The sequence below is a fragment of the Roseibium aggregatum genome, assembly GCF_014692675.1.
Lineage (GTDB): Bacteria > Pseudomonadota > Alphaproteobacteria > Rhizobiales > Stappiaceae > Roseibium > Roseibium aggregatum_C.
The window spans coordinates 23,378-40,691 of the sequence record NZ_JABFCZ010000017.1 but is presented as its reverse complement, the minus strand read 5'-3'; the positions used below and the strand labels follow the sequence as shown (position 1 = coordinate 40,691).

The window sequence follows — 17,314 nt, the reverse complement described above, 5'->3', positions numbered from 1 at the left end:
TCTGGATCCGTGTCCTTCAAGTGGCGGGCCGCACAACGGCCTCCTCAACTGGTATTTAGCCTTTGGCCTGCTAAATGCGCATAAAATATGGCAATCGTACAGTTCCGGGCACTTTGAGCCCTGCTCGGAGCAGTAATCGGCAGCGGCGGCTCCAATATCCGTCTATTTACGTATGCTGTTCCAAATGAATGGCTATTCTCGCTCCGATAGGTGAACAGCACTCCTGAAATGATTTTATTCGGAATACAAATTAATCATCTCATGCAGGTTGATTGTATTTAATCGATTAAACCGACGATTCAATTGCCTCGCAGTCTTGTTGGATGCCTGCGTATCAACTAGTTTCGCCACCGCTCAAAGGCGTGGCTTAAGAAATTATTACTTGCCGCCCCTAAGGCAGGAAACGCCAAATTCACACGCCAGATTCACAAGGACAGCGGGATATGCAGGAAGTAGGTGTCAGGAATGGCTCTCACGGCGTCGAGACTTTCGGACTGGACGGTCTGAAGGCAATTTATTGGAACCAGAGCGAGCCTGCACTTTACGAGCATTCGATCTCTCGCGGCGAAGCTCAGATTGCAGCGAACGGCCCCCTGGTCGCCGATACCGGCATCCATACCGGCCGGTCTCCGAAGGACAAGTTCGTTGTCGTCGACGACAACACCGCGGACACCGTGTGGTGGGACAACAACCAGCGCATGTCGCTGGACCATTTCGAAACGCTCTTTGCCGATTTCCGCGAACACGTGAAGGGCAAGGAGCTCTTCGCCCAGGATCTTTACGGCGGCGCAGAGAAGGCCTACCGGCTTCCGGTTCGCGTCTATACTGAATACGCCTGGCACTCGCTGTTCATCCGCAACCTGCTGCTGCGTCCGGAAATCTCCGAGCTCGCCAGCTTCATTCCGGAAATGACCATCATCGACCTGCCGAGCTTCAAGGCCGATCCGGACCGTCATGGCTGCCGCACCGAAACCGTCATTGCCTGCGACCTGACCCGCAAGATCGTGCTGATCGGCGGCTCGTCCTATGCCGGTGAAATGAAGAAGTCGGTGTTCACTTTCCTGAACTACCTGCTGCCGCTGCAGGGCGTCATGCCGATGCACTGTTCCGCCAATGTGGGTTCCGAAGGCGACACCGCCATCTTCTTCGGCCTGTCGGGCACCGGCAAGACCACCCTGTCCGCCGATCCGAACCGGACCCTGATCGGCGACGACGAACACGGCTGGGGCAAGACCGGCGTCTTCAACTTCGAGGGCGGCTGCTACGCGAAGACGATCAAGCTTTCCAAGGAAGCCGAGCCGGAAATCTATTCCACGACCCAGCGCTTCGGCACCGTTCTGGAAAACGTCGTTCTGGACGAAAACCGCATTCCGGATTTCGACGACGACACGAAGACGGAAAACACCCGCGCGGCCTATCCGATCCACTTCATCTCCAACGCCAGCCTGACCGGCACGGCGCCGATGCCGAAGACGATCATCATGCTGACGGCGGATGCCTTCGGCGTGATGCCGCCGATCGCCAAGCTGACCCCGGCCCAGGCCATGTACACGTTCATTTCCGGCTACACCGCAAAGGTCGCCGGCACCGAGCGTGGCGTGACGGAGCCGCAGGCCACCTTCTCCACCTGCTTCGGCGCCCCGTTCCTGCCGCTGCATCCGTCCCAGTACGGCAACCTGCTGCGCGATCTGATCGCCGAGCACAACGTCGACTGCTGGCTGGTCAACACCGGCTGGACCGGTGGCGCCTACGGCGTCGGCAGCCGCATGCCGATCAAGGCAACCCGCACGCTGCTCGCCGGCGCGCTCGACGGCTCGCTGAAGGACGCAACCTTCCGCACCGATCCGTATTTCGGCTTCGCGGTGCCCGAAGAAGTACCGGGCGTCGATTCGAAGATCCTGAACCCGCGGGAAACCTGGGACGACAAGCACGCCTTCGATCGCCAGGCCGCCAAGCTGGTGCAGATGTTCATCGACAACTTCGCGACCTTCGAGCCGCATGTGGACGGCGACGTGCGCGACGCCGCCCCGGTGCTGCGCTCGGCCGCCGAATAAAACGACCGGACACCCCGGACAAGAAGCGGCGCACCGGAAACGGTGCGCCGCTTTTTCATTACGCAATTTTCGCGACACCCGCTTTCATCTCAATTCAATAGGTCTATATTTCCCGCAAGGGAGAACGTTCGCATGACCCATGACATCCAGTCTTCAGCAACCGATGTGCTCGCCACCGCCGAGGAATGGCGCCGGTCCGGACGGCAGGTCGCCCTTGCGACCGTGGTCGAGACCTGGGGGTCCGCGCCAAGGCCGACCGGTTCCCACCTGGTGATCGATGAGGACGGCAATTTCGAGGGATCTGTTTCCGGCGGCTGCGTCGAGGGCGCCGTGGTCTCCGAAGCCATCGACGTGATCGAGACCGGCAAGCCGACGACCCTGGAATTCGGCGTCGCCGATGAAACCGCATGGCGCGTCGGACTGTCCTGCGGCGGACGCATCAGCGTCTATGTCGAACCGATTTCCTGAAGCATCAGGCGACAACCCGGATACACGCAATGCCCGCCTTTGAAACCCTGATGGCCTTCGCCGCCGCGACCCTTCTTTTCGCCTATTTTCCCGGTCCGGCGCTGCTTTATACCGCCGCACAGACATTGTCGCGCGGCCGTGCCGCCGGCTTCTGGGCCGCGTTCGGCATCCATATCGGCTGCTATGTCCACGTGATTGCCGCGACCCTGGGACTGTCGGCCGTCTTCGCGGTCGTGCCCACCCTCTATGCCGGCCTGAAACTCGCGGGCGGCGCCTATCTCGTCTGGCTCGGCATCCAGATGATCCGGACACGCACCACGGCCGGGCCGACGCCGCAGTTGCCTGCGCGCAGCCGCCGGCGCGCCTTTTTCGACAGCGTGATCGTGGAGATCCTCAATCCCAAGGCCGCAGTGTTCTTCATCGCCTTCCTGCCGCAGTTCGTCGATGTCAATGCCGGCCTTCCGGTGTGGGCGCAGTTCCTGATCCTCGGAACGATCGTGAACCTGTCCTTTTCGTCGGCCGATGTCTTCACCGTGCTGTTTGCCTCCCAGGTTCAAAAGCAGCTTCGCAAGTCCTCCAGGTGGCAGGACGTCAGCCGCTGGATCTCCGGGTCGATCCTGGTGGCACTCGGCTTCAAACTGGCAATGGAGCGTGGCTGACCCATGGACCTTTCCCTTCTTTCCGCGCTCAACGAAGAACGTGCCGCACGAGGAGCGACGATCCTCGTCACCGACATGGCAAGCGGCGAGCAGCGCCTGGTTCTGAAAAGATCCGACTTCTCAGCCGATCCGTTGCACGACGAACTGGTGCGTCGTTTCCGGTCCGGCAAATCAGGCATGATCGAAACGGACGCCGGAAACATGTTCCTGACGGTATCCGTACCGCCGCCCCGGCTGGTCATAATCGGCGCGGTCCATATTTCCCAGGCCCTGGCGCCGATGGCGGAGATCGCCGGTTTTGACGTGACCATCATCGATCCGCGCACCGCCTTCGCCACAGAGGAGCGCTTCCCTAAGGAAACGCTGATCGCCGAGTGGCCCGAGGACGTCCTGAAGGACGCACCGCTTGATGCCTTCACCGCCGTTGCCGCGGTGACCCATGACCCGAAGATCGACGACCTGCCGCTGCAGGAAGCGTTGAAGGCAGGCTGTTTCTACGTCGGCGCCCTCGGCAGCCGGAAGACCCACGCCAAACGGGTGGAGCGGTTTCTGGAAGCCGGGATCCCGCAGGCAGACATCGACCGGATCGATGCACCGATCGGACTCGACATCGGGGCGGCCTCGCCTGCGGAAATTGCGGTCGCGGTGCTCGGCAAGGTCATTGCCGCCCTGCGCAAGGAGCCGGAGACCGCCTGATGGAATTCGGTCCGCGGCCCGTCCTTGAAGCCGAAGGGTGCGTGCTCGCCCATTCCACCAGGACCGGCAATGGCACGTTCAAGAAAGGCCGCGTGCTGAGCGCGGACGATGTCAGGGCGCTTGCGCAGGCAGGGATCGCGAGCGTCACCGTGGCCTGCCTGGCGGCGGACGACCTCAGCGAGGATGTGGCGGCCGACCGGATCGCGCAAGCCGCCAACGGCGGCGGGCTTACCGGTGACGCACCGTTCACGGGCCGGGTCAATCTCTATGCGGACCAGGCCGGCGTTCTCGTCATCGACCGGCAAGCGATCGATGCGATGAACCGGATCGACCCGGCAATCACCATCGCGACCCTGCCCGAATACGCCAGGGTCCAGGCCGGTCGCATGGTCGCGACCGCCAAGATCATTCCCTTCGCCGTTTCGGGACGCCTGGTCGAAGAGGCTGAGAAGCGGATATCAAAGGCGCTCAAGGTCGCGCCCTTCAAGGCCCACAGGATCGGACTGGTCGCGACCCGGCTTCCTCACCTGAAGCCGAGCACGATGGACAAGACCCGCCGCGTGCTGGAAGCCCGGCTTGGCGCCAGCGGCAGCACGATCCTCGCCGAGGAACGTGTCGATCACCGCGAAGAGGCTGTTGCAGAAGCGATGGCGCGGCTTGCCGACCAGGGGGCGGATTTCCTGATCCTCTTCGGCGCTTCCGCCGTCGTCGACCGCAAGGACATCCTGCCGGCGGCGATCGAACGCGCGGGCGGAACGGTGGAGCAGTTCGGCATGCCGGTCGACCCCGGCAACCTGCTCATGATCGGCACCTACAAGGGCCTGCCGGTGATCGGCGCGCCTGGCTGCGCCCGCAGCCCGAAGGAAAACGGTTTCGACTGGGTGCTTGAGCGGAAACTCGCCGGTCTGGACGTCAGCGCCCATGACATTACCGGAATGGGCGTCGGCGGGCTGCTTATGGAGATCGGAACAAGACCGCAACCGCGCGAGGTCAAGACAGTGCCGGACAAGCCGAAGATCGGCGCCATTATTCTGGCGGCCGGGAAGTCGAGCCGCATGGGCGGCCCCAACAAGCTGCTCGCCGAAATCGGCGGCAAGAGCCTGGTCAGGCACGCCGCGGAGGCCGCTCAGGGCGCGGATCTCGGGCAGACCGTTCTGGTGACCGGCCACATGGCGGAGAAGATCGGCGCCGAGGTTTCGGAACTCGGCATCGATATCGTCCACAATCCGGATTTCGCCGACGGAATGGCCGGCTCTATACTCACAGGCATGGAGGCGCTGGATCCTTCCCTGGACGCGGTCATCATTCTGCTTGCCGACATGCCGGGGATCACGTCAGACACCCTGAAGGGCATGATCGAAAGGTACTCCGACAGTCCCGACGCCCTGATCGTGACCGCGACGGCGGACGGCAAGCGTGGCAATCCGGTACTTTGGGACAAACGCTTCTTCGAGGCCCTCAAGGCCCTGCACGGCGATATCGGCGCGAGGCACCTGATTGCGGAAAATCCGGAATTCGTCCTGGAATACGAGATCGGCTCGGCGGCCCGTCTCGATCTGGATACGCCCGAGGCATTGGCCCGGGCCGGCGGAAAATTGCTGGACAGCTGAGACGACAGGTCGCAATCTGCAATAAATAACTGACTGGTAACACTCTTTCTACAGATGTGCTTAGCTATAGCCGAAGCTATGCATCAGTCGCAGAGCGCCCATGCGGAGCAACTATTGCAATTTTGTGACGGCTACACTATCTAACTCTTGCGTTCGGCGCTCACCGTCCATTGGGCGGATTTACGCGCGGCGAACGCGACTATAACTCCGATAATCGCAATGGCTGTTCGGATCCTCGAAGAGAGGATGCTCGAGCGCTTTTTTGCCGCGCGTAGAAGAGAAGAAAAAGGAAAAGAACATGACTTCATTGAGCCTCCCGCGTCCCGGTTGCTGCAAATGGGCAGAAGGCGATGCCGGCAACTACACGTTCCCGTGCAACAACCGGGTTGAAGCCGGTGTGTCCTACTGCGACGAACACCGCGCCCTGGTTTACATCCCGCCGGAAGAGCGCCGCCGCAACCGTTCGAGCAACGGCATCAGCACGTCGTTCAAGCGCATCGCCGCCTGATCGACGTTTCCGATCTGACGATTTTGAACCCGGCCGAACGGCCGGGTTTTTTTATGGGCTCGATTCTATCAGCCGGACATACAAAAACGCGGCCCGATGGGCCGCGTTTCAAAAGCCTATCCTCACGCACGATGCGCAGGGTTCAGATCTTTTTCATGGATTCCCTGATGTCGATCAGCCGGGCCAGGGTGTCCTGGGCCTTGCGAAGGGTCTCGGTGTCCTTGGCGTCGGCGACGTCTTCTTCAGCGTTCTTGATCTGCTCGTCCAGGTGCTCGACCTTCAGGTCGGCCACCGGCACCGCCTGTTCCGCCAGAACGGTCAGACCGCCGGTTGCCACATCGGCAAAGCCGCCGCGAACGAAATATTCGTCCGCCGCTGCGCCCTGCTCGCGGCGCACCCTGAGAATACCGGCCTGAATGGTGGACATGAAGGGGCTGTGGTCCTTCAGAACGCCGAATTCACCTTCGGTACCGGGCACGATCACTTCGAGAACCTGTTCGGACAGGAGCTGACGCTCCGGCGAGACCAACTCGAACTGGAATAACTCAGCCATTTGGCATGTCCCTTGTCAGTCTGGTGCGGACGGCGGCAAGGCCGCCGGTCCGAATTCCGGAACGGGCGCTTCCGAAAGGCACGCGCCCGATCACTGTCTTATCAGGCAGCTTCCGCAGCCAGTTTCTGAGCCTTCTCGACCGCTTCGTCGATGGAGCCGACCATGTAGAAGGCCGCTTCCGGAAGGTGGTCGTATTCGCCGTTGACGAGACCCTTGAAGCCCTTGATCGTGTCTTCGAGAGCGACGAGCTTGCCCGGAGAACCGGTGAAGACCTCGGCCACGAAGAACGGCTGGGACAGGAAGCGCTCGATCTTACGGGCGCGGGCAACGGTGAGCTTGTCCTCTTCAGACAGTTCGTCCATGCCCAGGATGGCGATGATGTCCTGGAGCGCCTTGTAACGCTGCAGGGTCACCTGAACCGCACGGGCGGTTTCGTAGTGTTCTTCGCCGATGATGCGGGCGTCGAGCATACGCGAGGTGGAGTCCAGCGGATCCACGGCCGGGTAGATGCCCTTTTCCGCGATCGAGCGGTTCAGAACCGTCGTTGCGTCCAGGTGGGCAAAGGTCGATGCCGGTGCCGGGTCGGTCAAGTCATCGGCCGGGACGTACACGGCCTGAACGGACGTGATCGAGCCCTTGGTGGTGGTGGTAATGCGTTCCTGCATGGCGCCCATGTCGGTCGCCAGAGTCGGCTGATACCCCACGGCCGAAGGAATACGGCCGAGCAGAGCGGACACTTCGGAACCGGCCTGGGTAAAGCGGAAGATGTTGTCCACGAAGAACAGCACGTCCTGGCCCTGGTCGCGGAAGTGTTCTGCAACGGTCAGACCGGTCAGAGCAACACGGGCACGGGCTCCGGGAGGCTCGTTCATCTGGCCGTAAACGAGGGCTGCCTTGGAGCCTTCGCCGCCGCCTTCCTTGTTCACGCCGGATTCGATCATTTCCCAGTAAAGGTCGTTGCCTTCACGGGTCCGCTCGCCAACGCCTGCGAACACGGAGTAACCGCCGTGCGCCTTTGCGACGTTGTTGATGAGTTCCATGATCAGAACCGTCTTGCCCACGCCGGCGCCGCCGAACAGGCCGATCTTGCCGCCCTTGGCGTAAGGAGCCAGCAGGTCCACGACCTTGATGCCGGTGACCAGGATTTCAGCTTCGGTGGACTGTTCGATGAACTCCGGAGCATCCTGGTGGATGGCGCGCTTGGCCTCATGCGGAATGGCGCCGGCTTCGTCCACCGGTTCGCCGATCACGTTCATGATGCGGCCCAGCGTACCGTCGCCGACCGGCACTTCGATCGCGCTGCCGGTGTCGACCACTTCCTGACCGCGAACCAGACCCTCGGTGGAGTCCATCGCGATGGTACGAACCGTGTTTTCGCCAAGGTGCTGGGCAACTTCCAGCACCAGGCGAACGCCCTGGTTGTCAACTTCAAGAGCGTTCAGGATCAACGGCAGGTGGTCATCGAACTTGACGTCGACAACGGCGCCGATGACCTGGGTGATCCGTCCGACCTGTTTGTCAGCCATATCCCTAATCCTCGTCTCGATCCCGTTAGAGCGCTTCAGCGCCCGAGATAATTTCAATCAGTTCCGTCGTGATCTGCGCCTGGCGCTGGCGGTTGTAGCTGATCGTCAGTTTTTCGATCATTTCGCCCGCGTTTCGGGTCGCGTTGTCCATCGCGGACATACGCGCGCCCTGTTCACTTGCAGCATTTTCCAGGAGACCCCGGAAAATCTGGACGGAGATGTTGCGCGGCAGGAGGTCCTCGAGGATCTCCGTTTCGTCCGGCTCGTATTCGTAGACCGCTGCGGCACCGCCCTGATCGGACGCCCCTTCCGCGGCTTCGAAATGGGCCGGAATGAGCTGCTGGGCCGTCGGCTCCTGAGCGATCACCGACCTGAACTTCGAATAGAACAACGTGCAGACATCGAATTCGCCCGCGGCATACATCGACAGGATATCCGTGCCGATCTCGTGTGCGTTGGCAAACCCGACATTTTTCACATTGCGCAGGTCGACGGTCTTGATGACGTGGGAACCGAGGTCCCGCTTGATCGCATCATAACCCTTCTTGCCTACGCAGATGATTTTCACCGTCTTGCCCTGGGCGATCAGGCTGCGCGCCTTTTCACGTGCCAGCTTGGCGATATTGGTGTTGAAACCACCGCACAGGCCGCGTTCGGCCGTGGCAAGCACCAGGAGATGAACCTGGTCGTTGCCGGTGCCGGCCATCAGCTTCGGTGCGTCGTCACGGCCTTCGAATGCCGCCGCGAGATTGGCCAGCACCTGCTCCATGCGTTCCGCATAGGGCCGGGCGGCCTCCGCAGCTTCCTGAGCACGACGCAGCTTCGCCGCGGCCACCATCTGCATGGCCTTGGTGATCTTCTGCGTCGCCTTCACGGAAGCGATGCGGTTTCGTAAGTCCTTCAGGCTCGGCATGGCCGCCCCTGCTCCTTATCCCGACTGCGTTCTCAGGCGAAGTTCTTGGCGAAGTTGTCGAGCACGGCCTTGAGCTTGCCCGTCAATTCGTCATCGAGTGCCTTTTTCTCCCAGATCGCGTCCAGAAGATCGGCATGTTCGCCGCGCAGGTGCAGCAGCAAGGCCTCTTCGAATTCGCGAACCTTGTTCACCGGCAGCGGATCCAGATAGCCGTTCACGCCGGCGTAAATGACCGCGACCTGTTCCTGGGTCTTCAGCGGCGAGAACTGCGGCTGCTTCAGGAGTTCCGTCAGGCGGGCACCACGGTTCAGCAGGCGCTGGGTGGTGGCGTCGAGGTCCGAACCGAACTGGGCGAAAGCGGCCATTTCACGATACTGGGCGAGTTCACCCTTAATCGGACCGGCAACCTGCTTCATCGCCTTGATCTGAGCGGACGAGCCCACGCGGGACACCGACAGACCGACGTTCACGGCCGGACGGATACCCTGGTAGAACAGGTCCGTTTCCAGGAAGATCTGACCGTCGGTGATCGAGATCACGTTGGTCGGAATGAACGCGGACACGTCGTTGCCCTGGGTTTCGATGACCGGCAGAGCGGTCAGCGAGCCACGGCCGTTGTCTTCGTTCAGCTTTGCAGCGCGCTCCAGCAGACGGGAGTGCAGGTAGAAGACGTCGCCCGGGAAAGCTTCACGTCCCGGCGGACGGCGGAGCAGCAGGGACATCTGACGGTAGGCCACGGCCTGCTTGGTCAGATCGTCGTAGCCGATCACGGCGTGCATCGAATTGTCGCGGAAGAATTCACCCATCGCACAGCCGGCGAACGGCGCCAGGAACTGCAGCGGAGCGGCGTCCGAAGCGGTTGCGGCAACGACGATGGAGTACTCCAGAGCGCCAGCGTCTTCCAGGGTCTTCACGAACTGTGCGACCGTGGAGCGCTTCTGACCGACGGCCACGTAGATGCAGTACAGCTTGACGTCTTCGTGGTCGCTTGCGTGCAGCGGCTTCTGGTTCAGGAAGGTGTCGAGGATGATCGCGGTCTTGCCGGTCTGACGGTCGCCGATCACCAGCTCGCGCTGGCCGCGGCCGACCGGAATCAGGGCGTCGATCGCCTTGAGGCCCGTGGACATCGGCTCATGCACCGACTTACGCGGCAGGATGCCCGGTGCCTTCACGTCCACACGGCGACGTTCGGTGGCTTCGATCGGGCCCTTGCCGTCCAGCGGGTTGCCGAGCGGATCGACAACGCGGCCGAGCAGGCCCTTGCCGACCGGAACTTCCACGATGGCGCCGGTCCGCTTGACCGTATCGCCTTCCTTGATGTCACGGTCGGAACCGAAGATCACGACGCCGACGTTGTCGGTTTCGAGGTTCAGCGCCATGCCCCGGATACCGCCCGGGAATTCGACCATTTCACCGGCCTGGACCTTGTCCAGACCGTAAACACGAGCAATACCGTCACCGACGGACAGCACCTGACCGACTTCAGAAACTTCGGCTTCCTGGCCGAAACTCTTGATCTGGTCCTTGAGGATAGCGGAGATTTCCGCGGCCCGAATATCCATCAGCCGACCTCTTTCATCGCGAACTTGATTGAATTGAGCTTGGTACGCAGAGACGTGTCGATCATGCGGGATCCGACCTTGACCACAAGGCCACCGATCAGAGCAGGATCAACCTTCGCTGCGATGTTTACGGACTTGCCCAGAGAAGAAGCCAGAGCTTCCGTCAGGGCTTTGACATGATCGTCCGAGAGCGGTGCGGCAGAGGTTACCTCTGCCGTTTCCTCACCCCGCTTTTCGGCAAGCAGTGCGCGGAACGCCTTGATCATGTCAGGAAGGACGAAGAGGCGCCGGTTTTGGGCCGCCAGCTTCACAAAATTTGCCGCAAGGCCGGTGATACCGGCCTTGTCCAGAAGCGCACTCAGAGCAGAAATCTGCTCCTCAGCGCTGAACGACGGGCTCTTTACGAGACGGATGAGATCTTCGCTTTCATTGAGGTAGCCCTCAAATTTGCCAAGATCCCGTTCCACGTCGGCAGTCGCGCCACTTTCCTCGGCTAGATCGAGGAGGGCGGACGCATATCGCTTAGCCACGCCGGATACGAGAGATACGTTGTCAGTCACCAGGTCCGAGCTCTCTGACGTCTTTCAAGCCCCACTAAGCAGCTTCCCACTCGTAAGGCATTGAAATAATTAATGATTTCAGGGTCAGAAGGTATGACGGTTAAACCGTTCCCCCAAAGCCGCGCCTCACTTAGCACAGGGTTTCTAAGTGTGCAACTTCGCCAAATGGCGGTGTCCGGCGATTTCTGGCTCTTTTTTCGTTTCGTCTCATAAAAAGTGCTGCGGATCGATGTCCACCTGCACCCTCAATCCCTTCACCGGCCGGGGCGCCTGCTCCAGCCAGGCGCGCAGGTAAGCCTGCAGATCCAGCTGCCGGGGCGCCATCGCCAGGAGCCTGTAGCGGTAACGTCCGCGCACCATGGCAAGGGCCGCTTCCGCCGGGCCCAGCAGCGTGATCGCCGGCTCCCTCGGAGCGGCGCGGACAAAGGCGCGGGCGAAATCCTCGGCGAAGCGTTTGTCCGGACCGGAGACGACAATCGCCGCGAGGCGGCCGAAAGGCGGCAGTCCGGCCGCCTGCCTGGCCGCGATTTCCGCCTCGTAAAAGGCGTCCCTGTCGGAGGACAGCAGGGCCTTGATGACCGGGTGGTCCGGCGAATAGGTCTGCAGAAAGCCCTTGCCGCCTCCGGTTACGCGGCCGGCACGGCCGGTCACCTGGGCCAGGAGCTGAAAGGTTTTTTCCGCCGCCCGCGGGTCGCCGTGGGCCAGGCCGAGATCCGCATCGATCACACCGACCAGGCGCATTTTCGGAAAATTGTGTCCCTTGGCGACGAGCTGGGTTCCGATCACGATATCGGCGCCGCCTTCCTCGACGATCTTCATCTCCCGGCGCAACCGGTCCGGCCCGCCGGGCAGATCGGAAGACAGAATGAGGGTGCGGGCCTCAGGAAAACGGTCCGCGACCTCTTCGGCGACCCTTTCCACACCCGGTCCACAGGCGATGAGCGAATCCACGCTGCCGCAGGAAGGACAGCTTTCGGGCACCTTTTCATTATGGCCGCAGTGGTGGCAGACCAGACGCCCCTGAAAGCGGTGCTCGACCAGCCAGGCGCTGCAATGGGGACACTGGAACCTGTGGCCGCAGGTGCGACAAAGTGTCAGAGGGGCGTAACCGCGCCGGTTCAGGAACAAAAGCGTCTGGGCGCCGTCGGCAAAGGCCTCCTTCATAGCGACAAGCAGTTCCGGCGCGATCCAGCGCCCCCGCTCCGGCCCCTGATGGCGCATGTCGATCGCCTTCAGCTCCGGCAGGGCAGCGCCGGAGGCCCGTTCTGGCAGGACGAAGCGCCGGTAGCGGCCCATGTCGGCGTTGACCCGGCTTTCGATCGACGGCGTTGCCGAGGCCAGCACCACGGGGAAGCGGGAGATGTGGCCGCGCACGACCGCCATGTCGCGGGCCGAATAGGGCACGCGGTCGTCCTGCTTGAAGGCGGAATCGTGTTCCTCGTCGACCACGATCAGGCCGAGTTCGAGATAGGGCAGGAACAGGGCGGAGCGGGCACCGATCACGACCCGGACATCGCCGGAAGCGACACCGCGCCAGGTGCGGGCCCGGTTTTTCGGGCTGACCTCTGAATGCCATTCGGCCGGGTAGACGCCGAAGCGCTGCTCGAACCGGCGCAGGAACTGCTCGGTGAGCGCGATTTCCGGCAAAAGCACAAGCACCTGCCGGTCGCGCCTGAGCGCCTCGGCCACGGCCTCGAAATAGACTTCGGTCTTGCCGGAACCGGTCACCCCGTCGATCAGGGAGACGGCCGCGCCCTTGTCGAAGCTTTCGATCAGCCCGTCGGCGGCTTCCCTCTGGGCCGGCGTCAGGTCGGGCTTGCAGAAATCCACCTGCGGTTTCGGCGGCGGCGGCGCGGCCGGAAGCGAGACGACCTCCAGGACCTCCTGGTGCAGCAATCCGTCGATCACGGAAGGAGACACCCCGGCGGCATGGGCAAGACCGCTCTTGGTCCAGGCGAAGCCGTCCTCCATGGTTTCCAGCACCCGGCTGCGGGCAGGCGTCATCCGTTCCGGTGCGGCCCCTTCGATCTTGCGAACGCCGGCAACGGGCGGCTCCTCCTCCAGAGCTTCTTCGGACCTGAGCACCATGCGCAGGACCATGCCGGGCGCCGCAAGGGTCCAGTTCGCCACCCAGTCGATGAACCGGCGCAGATCCTTGTCCAGCGGCCGGGCACCTTCATAGACATGAGAGATGGACTTCAGCTTCTTCGGATTGATCGCCGGATCCGGCTCATTGTCCCAGACGGCGCCGAGCACCTCCCGGGGGCCCAACGGAACGCGGACGATGGTTCCCGGCACGACGCTGACGCCCGGCGGCACCTTATAGGTATAGGGACCGGGTACGGCGACCGGCACCATCACACTGGCGATGGTCTCACGCTGCAACGGGTCGTCATCAAACAGCACCGGCTTCCTTCGTCCTGCTTCCTGAGGCTCTTTTTGCGATTTTTGAGGTACGTACCGCAAAAATCGCACCCAATCTCGAATCGCGGGGTTCTTCTTAACCGCATCCTACGGTAAAGAAACCGCGAGCAGAGAAACATTCAACGGGCCATTTGCCTGGCCCGTCCAAATTTGCCGCTTCGCCGGCGCGCCCAACGGGAGCAGAACCCCATGAAATTTTTCGTCGATACGGCTGACACCGCTGAAATCAAGGAGCTTGCCGCAACCGGCCTGCTCGACGGCGTCACCACCAATCCCTCGCTCGTTGCCAAGAGCGGCCGGCAATTCAAGGAAGTGATCGCCGAGATCTGTTCCATCACCGACGGCGACGTGTCGGCGGAGGTTGCCGCAACCGACTACGACACGATGATCAAGGAAGCCAGGGAACTTGTGAAGATCGCCAACAACGTGGTGATCAAGCTGCCGCTGACGCTCGACGGTCTGAAGGCCTGCAAGACGCTGACCGGCGACGGCCACAAGACCAATGTCACCCTGTGCTTTTCCGCCAACCAGGCGCTTTTGGCCGCCAAGGCCGGCGCGACCTACATCTCGCCGTTCATCGGCCGCCTCGACGACATCCACCTCGACGGGCTGGAGCTGATTCGCGAGATCCGGGTCATTTACGACAATTACGACTTCGACACCCAGATCCTCGCCGCCTCGATCCGCACCGCGAACCACGTCCGGGACTGCGCCATCATCGGCGCCGACGTCGCGACGGTGCCGCCGGCAACGCTGAAAGGCCTGGTCAAGCATCCGCTGACCGACAAGGGACTTGAAGCCTTTCTTGCGGACTGGGCCAAGACCGGTCAGAGTATTCTTTAAGGCCTACAGGCCCTCGGATTTGAAAGCCCGGTTCCGGCCGGGCTTTTTTATTCCAAACTTCAATTTGGTCATCCCGGGCGAACGCCAGTGAGACCCGGGACCGGCGAGCCGAGGGCTTTGTAAGTTCCAACCGCCCTATTCGTCAGGCTTTTGCCTCCCCGGCCCCGGCTCGCGCTTTCGCTTGGCCGGGGTGACTATCGAGAGGGGAGGGTTTTGTCGAACAGATTACGCCGTTAACCGAACGATTGGGTTCATGGTCTTATCCTCGGCCTATGTCTCCGACCTCCGCAGATACCGACACCCTGCTCGTCACCGCCCGCCCCGACCTCAATCAGAGGGTCGGTCTGTGGCTGGACCATCTTGCCGATGAGCGCCGGCTGTCCGACAAGACGCTGATCGCCTATGAGCGCGATCTCAGGCAGTTTTTACGGTTCCTCACCGATCACCTGGGCGGCGCACCGGCGCTGAAGGATATCAAGGCGTTGAAACCGGCCGATTTCCGGGCCTTCCTGGCCCGCAGGCGCCAAGGGGGAACCCAAAGCCGGTCGCTGGCACGCGGGCTTGCCGGCATCCGGTCCTTCCTGCGTTTCCTGGAGCGGCGCGGCGAGGTCAATGCGGCGGCCGCCGGTGCGGTCCGGCCGCCGAAGCAGCCCCGGTCCCTGCCCAAACCGGTCTCGGCGCGCGATGCAAGGGATATCACCGGGGGCGATCTCGCCATGGAAAGCGAACCCTGGATCGAGGCGCGCAACGCCGCGGTGCTGACGCTTCTTTACGGCTGCGGGTTGCGCCTGTCGGAGGCCCTGTCACTCACCGGCGGCACCGCGCCGCGAAAGGGCACGAAGACACTGAAGATCAAGGGCAAGGGCGGCAAGGAACGGCTGGTGCCGATCCTGCCCGTCGTCACGGAAGCGATCGACGCCTATCTGGATCTCTGTCCTTACGGGATTTCGAAGGACGGACCGCTGTTCGTCGGCGCGCGCGGCGGGCCGCTCAATCCGCGCCTGGTGCAGCTCGCCATGGAAAAGCTGCGCGGCGCGCTCGGCCTGCCGAAGAGTGCGACGCCCCATGCGCTACGTCATTCCTTCGCGACCCATCTTCTGGCCGGCGGCGGCGACCTGCGTACGATCCAGGAACTGCTCGGCCACGCCAGCCTGTCGAGTACGCAGATCTACACAGAAATCGACAGCGCCCGGCTGCTGGAAGCCTACGACCGGGCCCATCCGCGCAGCTGAAGCTGCATAAAAAGCAAAAAAACGCCCTGCAATCCGTGTTTTTCCGGGACTTAGGGGGTGCATTCTGCCGAGAAAGTGGTAGTGTCCCGGCCTTCATGGGAGGGTCCTCCCTCCGCCAACCGGCGCAACGCCCTGAAACGGGACCTAGTCGCCAACAAGAAGTCAGGAGACAACTTGCAAGTCCTCGTCCGCGATAACAATGTCGATCAAGCCCTCCGCGTCCTGAAAAAGAAGCTGCAGCGCGAAGGCGTATTCCGTGAAATGAAGACCCGCCGGGCCTTCGAAAAGCCGTCCGAAAAACGCGCCCGTGAAAAGGCTGAAGCTGTCCGCCGCGCCCGCAAGGCTGCGCGCAAGCTCGCCCAGCGCGAAGGCATCATTGCCGGCGGCCGCAAGCGTTAATTCGTTTTCGACACCTGCTTAAATCCCGGACCGCGCGGCTCATTCGAGCCTGCGCGCCGGGTTTTGGCGTGTCTGAACGAATGTCACCGTGCCGGATCCGGGGAATTGTCCGGAGTTCACAGACGGCACGGGGCGGACGCTAAAATATCTTAACAATTCGTTCACACCAGGCCTGCATCCTTGGCGCGCGGAGATGCCCGATGCCAAGCCGATGCGCTTTCCTGTTTATGTTCCTGATCCCGGTTCTTGTCGGTCTGGCCGGCCCGGCCGGGGCGCAAATCTACTGCCCGCTTCCCGAGGACGGCGTCTGGGTCAATCCGAATGCCAAACCGAAGGAAATCACCCGGATCGAGATCGAATCGAGCTGCCACGACGGTAGGGTCGACAGCCGCATCCGCGCCTTCACGTCCTGCATCCCACGCGACTGCAAATGGGGCTGGACCCGGGCTGAAGCACGCGACGGCGGCGGCCTGCAGGTGGCCCTTCTCGGTTTCTTGAGCGGCAAGGTGATCCGGGTCCGCCGTTTCGGCGACATCCTGGACGCCCAGGTCGTGGATATTCCCTACGACCGGTCCCTGCCGCGCGAAGAACAGACCTACAATCTAAGGCTCAAATAGGCGGGGTCTTTCTCCAACGGCTCAAAGGGCGTTGGGATGACCGTGGCGGAATTCGCGCAGCGACTGCGCCAGGATCTGGACCGCGGAATTCAGGAACAGGGACGCCATCAGGCCGGCGACAATAAGATCCGGCCAGGCGGTCGCTGTGCCCCAGACGCCGAGGGCTGCCAGCATCACCGCCACGTTGCCGATGGCATCATTGCGCGAGCACAGCCAGACGGAGCGGACATTCGCGTCGCCATCCTTGTAGCGGACCAGCAGAAGCACACTCGACAGGTTGACGATCAGGGCGAGGAAGCCGACCGCGCCCATGACACTCGCTTCGGGCATGCCGAAGACCAGCACCTGGTAGGCCGTCGATCCGGCGACCCAGAGCCCCATCAGCAACAGGCTCAGGCCCTTGATCAGGGCCGCCGTCGAGCGGATTTTCAGTGACGCACCGATCACCGCCAGCGACATGCCGTAGGTGACCGCATCGCCGAAGAAATCGAGCGCATCGGCCTGAAGCGCCTTGGAGCCCGCCGCCTGACCCGCGATCATTTCCACCAGGAACATACCGCCGTTGAGCGCGATCACGAGCCAGAGCCGGCGCTTGTAGTCGGCCGAAAGGCCGTCAAACGTGGCCGAGTGATCATGTCCGCAGCAGGATCCCATGAAAGATTCTCCTTGTTTCCGGTGTCAAAGCCCTGT

The 17,314-nt window shown here is 62.2% G+C and carries 17 protein-coding genes; 10 read left to right on the top strand and 7 right to left on the bottom strand.

Annotation, left to right across the window (positions count from 1 at the left end):
* Nucleotides 1-443 precede the first annotated feature (443 nt).
* The 6 genes from HK439_RS15750 (at nucleotide 444) to HK439_RS15725 (ending at nucleotide 5,995) form a co-directional block, all read left to right on the top strand.
* Entirely contained in the window at nucleotides 444-2,054 is a 1,611-nt protein-coding gene (locus tag HK439_RS15750; RefSeq protein WP_190292485.1) for a phosphoenolpyruvate carboxykinase, read from the top strand.
* A 132-nt stretch (nucleotides 2,055-2,186) separates the two neighbouring features.
* The gene (locus tag HK439_RS15745) at nucleotides 2,187-2,522 is read left to right on the top strand and encodes an XdhC family protein (protein ID WP_190292484.1); all 336 of its coding nucleotides are present in this window, start codon (nucleotides 2,187-2,189) and stop codon (nucleotides 2,520-2,522) included.
* A 29-nt stretch (nucleotides 2,523-2,551) separates the two neighbouring features.
* Nucleotides 2,552-3,181 (top strand): LysE family translocator, encoded by a 630-nt coding sequence (locus HK439_RS15740; RefSeq protein WP_190292483.1) that lies wholly within the window; start codon nucleotides 2,552-2,554, stop codon nucleotides 3,179-3,181.
* Between the two features lie 3 nt (nucleotides 3,182-3,184).
* Nucleotides 3,185-3,877 carry an XdhC family protein gene (locus tag HK439_RS15735; RefSeq protein ID WP_190292482.1) on the top strand — a complete coding sequence of 231 codons (693 nt, stop codon included), beginning with the start codon at nucleotides 3,185-3,187 and terminating at the stop codon, nucleotides 3,875-3,877.
* Complete coding sequence (locus tag HK439_RS15730) at nucleotides 3,877-5,487, top strand: NTP transferase domain-containing protein (RefSeq protein WP_190292481.1); 1,611 nt, start codon at nucleotides 3,877-3,879, stop codon at nucleotides 5,485-5,487. The genes HK439_RS15735 and HK439_RS15730 overlap by 1 nt, the downstream gene beginning before the upstream one ends.
* 298 nt (nucleotides 5,488-5,785) lie before the next feature.
* Entirely contained in the window at nucleotides 5,786-5,995 is a 210-nt protein-coding gene (locus tag HK439_RS15725; protein ID WP_190292480.1) for a hypothetical protein, read from the top strand.
* Between the two features lie 142 nt (nucleotides 5,996-6,137).
* Here the strand turns inward: HK439_RS15725 and HK439_RS15720 are convergent, their stop codons facing one another.
* The 6 genes from HK439_RS15720 to HK439_RS15695 all read right to left on the bottom strand — a co-directional run bounded on the left by HK439_RS15720 (nucleotide 6,138) and on the right by HK439_RS15695 (nucleotide 13,512).
* On the bottom strand, nucleotides 6,138-6,548 hold the full coding sequence (locus HK439_RS15720) for a F0F1 ATP synthase subunit epsilon (RefSeq protein WP_190292479.1): 411 nt from the start codon (nucleotides 6,546-6,548) through the stop codon (nucleotides 6,138-6,140).
* Nucleotides 6,549-6,649: 101 nt separating this feature from the next.
* Nucleotides 6,650-8,074: a F0F1 ATP synthase subunit beta gene (atpD, locus tag HK439_RS15715; RefSeq protein ID WP_209011862.1), complete on the bottom strand. Its 1,425-nt coding sequence runs from the start codon at nucleotides 8,072-8,074 to the stop codon at nucleotides 6,650-6,652.
* 25 nt (nucleotides 8,075-8,099) lie between these two features.
* Nucleotides 8,100-8,987: a F0F1 ATP synthase subunit gamma gene (locus tag HK439_RS15710; RefSeq protein ID WP_190292478.1), complete on the bottom strand. Its 888-nt coding sequence runs from the start codon at nucleotides 8,985-8,987 to the stop codon at nucleotides 8,100-8,102.
* A gap of 32 nt (nucleotides 8,988-9,019) precedes the next feature.
* Complete coding sequence (gene atpA, locus HK439_RS15705; protein ID WP_190292477.1) at nucleotides 9,020-10,549, bottom strand: F0F1 ATP synthase subunit alpha; 1,530 nt, start codon at nucleotides 10,547-10,549, stop codon at nucleotides 9,020-9,022.
* Nucleotides 10,549-11,109 (bottom strand): F0F1 ATP synthase subunit delta, encoded by a 561-nt coding sequence (locus HK439_RS15700; protein WP_190292476.1) that lies wholly within the window; start codon nucleotides 11,107-11,109, stop codon nucleotides 10,549-10,551. The genes atpA and HK439_RS15700 overlap by 1 nt, the downstream gene beginning before the upstream one ends.
* A gap of 207 nt (nucleotides 11,110-11,316) precedes the next feature.
* On the bottom strand, nucleotides 11,317-13,512 hold the full coding sequence (locus HK439_RS15695) for a primosomal protein N' (RefSeq protein ID WP_268956918.1): 2,196 nt from the start codon (nucleotides 13,510-13,512) through the stop codon (nucleotides 11,317-11,319).
* A 210-nt stretch (nucleotides 13,513-13,722) separates the two neighbouring features.
* Here HK439_RS15695 and fsa point away from each other — a divergent pair, with 210 nt between their 5' ends.
* The 4 genes from fsa to HK439_RS15675 all read left to right on the top strand — a co-directional run bounded on the left by fsa (nucleotide 13,723) and on the right by HK439_RS15675 (nucleotide 16,624).
* Nucleotides 13,723-14,376 carry a fructose-6-phosphate aldolase gene (gene fsa / locus HK439_RS15690; RefSeq protein WP_190292474.1) on the top strand — a complete coding sequence of 218 codons (654 nt, stop codon included), beginning with the start codon at nucleotides 13,723-13,725 and terminating at the stop codon, nucleotides 14,374-14,376.
* 272 nt (nucleotides 14,377-14,648) lie between these two features.
* Nucleotides 14,649-15,608 (top strand): tyrosine recombinase XerC, encoded by a 960-nt coding sequence (locus HK439_RS15685; protein WP_190292473.1) that lies wholly within the window; start codon nucleotides 14,649-14,651, stop codon nucleotides 15,606-15,608.
* Nucleotides 15,609-15,782: 174 nt separating this feature from the next.
* Entirely contained in the window at nucleotides 15,783-16,007 is a 225-nt protein-coding gene (gene rpsU / locus HK439_RS15680; protein ID WP_190292472.1) for a 30S ribosomal protein S21, read from the top strand.
* Between the two features lie 200 nt (nucleotides 16,008-16,207).
* On the top strand, nucleotides 16,208-16,624 hold the full coding sequence (locus HK439_RS15675) for a hypothetical protein (RefSeq protein ID WP_209011861.1): 417 nt from the start codon (nucleotides 16,208-16,210) through the stop codon (nucleotides 16,622-16,624).
* 21 nt (nucleotides 16,625-16,645) lie between these two features.
* Here the strand turns inward: HK439_RS15675 and HK439_RS15670 are convergent, their stop codons facing one another.
* On the bottom strand, nucleotides 16,646-17,278 hold the full coding sequence (locus HK439_RS15670; RefSeq protein WP_190292471.1) for a cation transporter: 633 nt from the start codon (nucleotides 17,276-17,278) through the stop codon (nucleotides 16,646-16,648).
* Nucleotides 17,279-17,314: the final 36 nt, after the last annotated feature.